Annotated in this window: 2 protein-coding genes; both read right to left on the bottom strand. The window is 76.3% G+C overall.

What is annotated here, in order from left to right; genetic code table 11:
* Positions 1-174: 174 nt before the first annotated feature.
* The gene (gene cobA / locus E1291_RS41200) at positions 175-1,413 is read right to left on the bottom strand and encodes a uroporphyrinogen-III C-methyltransferase (RefSeq protein WP_131743443.1); all 1,239 of its coding nucleotides are present in this window, start codon (positions 1,411-1,413) and stop codon (positions 175-177) included.
* A gap of 146 nt (positions 1,414-1,559) precedes the next feature.
* Positions 1,560-1,853 (bottom strand): nicotinate-nucleotide--dimethylbenzimidazole phosphoribosyltransferase, encoded by a 294-nt coding sequence (locus E1291_RS41195; RefSeq protein WP_242614697.1) that lies wholly within the window; start codon positions 1,851-1,853, stop codon positions 1,560-1,562.
* Positions 1,854-1,916 lie beyond the last annotated feature (63 nt).

Below are 1,916 nucleotides of genomic sequence, written 5' to 3'. Positions count from 1 at the left end.
CCCGGACGGCGCGCCGGGGCCGGGCCCGATCCTCCGCCGGGGCCTCCGCCGAACCTTCCGCCGGGGTCTCCGCGGCGGCCGGGCCGGGGCCGGGCCGCGCGGGGTCACCGCCTCCGCGTCCCGGGCCGGTGCCCGCCTCCTCGTCGTGAACCGCGCTCTGCTCTGCCGGGGGTGTCACGGATCCCGTCCCATATCGGCTCGAATCATGTCGATCTCTCGTGCCACGTCGACCACGTCGCCCACGACCACGATCGCGGGGGGCCGGACTCCGCCGGCGGCCATCGCGCCGGCCACCGTGCCCAGCGTCGCCGTGAGCGTCCGCTGGCCGGGAAGGGTGCCGTCCTGGATGACGGCGACCGGCGTGTCGGTCGACCGACCATAGCGTACGAGGGCCTCGGCGATCAGCGCCATCCGCTCCACCGCCATCAGCAGGACGAGGGTGCCGCCCGCGCGGCCCAGCGCGGCCCAGTCGACGGTGGACTCGGGGTGGCCCGGCGGGACGTGCGCGGAGACCACGTGAAACTCCTGCGCGACGCCCCGGTGGGTCACCGGGATGCCCGCGGCGGACGGCACGGCGACCGCGCTGGTGATCCCGGGGACGACGGTGACGGGGATGCCGTGCCGGGCGCAGTGCAGGGCCTCCTCGCCGCCCCGCCCGAACACGAACGGGTCGCCGCCCTTGAGCCGGACGACGAACCGGCCCCGCCGGGCCTGCTCGACCAGGTGGTCGTTGATGCGGTCCTGGGTGACCGTCCGCCCGTAGGGGATCTTGGCGGCGTCGATGACCTCGACGTCGTCGGCGAGCTCGTCCAGCAGCGCGCCGGGCGCGAGCCGGTCGGTGACGACGACGTCGGCCATGGCCAGCAGCTGCCGGCCGCGCACGGTGATCAGCGCGGGGTCGCCGGGGCCGCCGCCGACGAGGGCGACGCCGACGGGCTTGGCGCGCGAGTGCCGCGACTCCAGGGTGCCCTCGCGCAGGCCGTCCAGCACGGCGTCGCGGATGCCGGCGGCGCGCCGCGGGTCGCCGCCGGTCAGCACGCCGACGGTGGTCTCGCCCGCCCGGCCGCTCGCGGGCGTCCAGGCGGGGGACGACTCGGCGTCGTCGGCCCGCACGGCCCAGATCCGCGCCGCCTCCGCCTCGGCCACGACGTCGCCGTTGACCTTGGCGTCGTCGGTGACGGCCTGGACGAGCCAGGCGCCGGCGCAGTCGCCGCGCCGGTAGGGGCGCCGGTGCCAGGCGAACCGGCCGGCCTCGGCGAGGCCCTCGAGCGAGGCGGTGACCTCGGGCGAGACGAGCACGACGTCGGCGCCGGCGTCGAGCAGGGCGGGCACGCGGCGCTGGGCGACCCTGCCCCCGCCGACGACGAGGACGCGTCGCCCGCCGAGTCGCAGGCCTAGCAGGTACGGGGGCACGTGGTGGTTCTCTCGATCGGATGTTCGGGTTCGTTCGCGGACGCCGGTGACGGACGAGCGTGTTTGTGGAACAAAGGTACTCGGGTTGGCGAGCTCATGGAGAGGCCCTCCACCCAGTCGATAGCCGAGCGTGACTCATTCTGTGATCATGTCGTGACAGGTCCGGCGTCCTTGCCGCTGACCCCGGCCGAGTCGAACGTGGCGACCTCGTGCAGGACCCGCACCGCGCCCTGGACCAGCGGCAACGCCAGCAGCGCGCCGGTCCCCTCGCCGAGCCGCAGCTCCAGGTCGACCAGCGGCCGCAGGCCGAGGTGGGCGACGGCGGCCGAGTGGCCGGGCTCGGCGGAGCGGTGCCCGGCGACGCAGGCGCCGAGGGCGGCGGGGCACAGCGCCGCGGCGGCGAGCGCGTGCGGCCTCGACCGGAGGCCGCTTCCCCGCACTCATCCTCAGGACTCCACTTCCGTGTTGCTCGTGACGCGCACCGGTCCGGCCGGACGCGGCGC

Source organism: Actinomadura roseirufa (assembly GCF_900659635.1).
Taxonomy (GTDB): Bacteria; Actinomycetota; Actinomycetes; order Streptosporangiales; family Streptosporangiaceae; genus Spirillospora; species Spirillospora roseirufa.
Note: the sequence above shows the minus strand (reverse complement) of the source record. Positions and strands in the feature narration are given on the sequence as shown.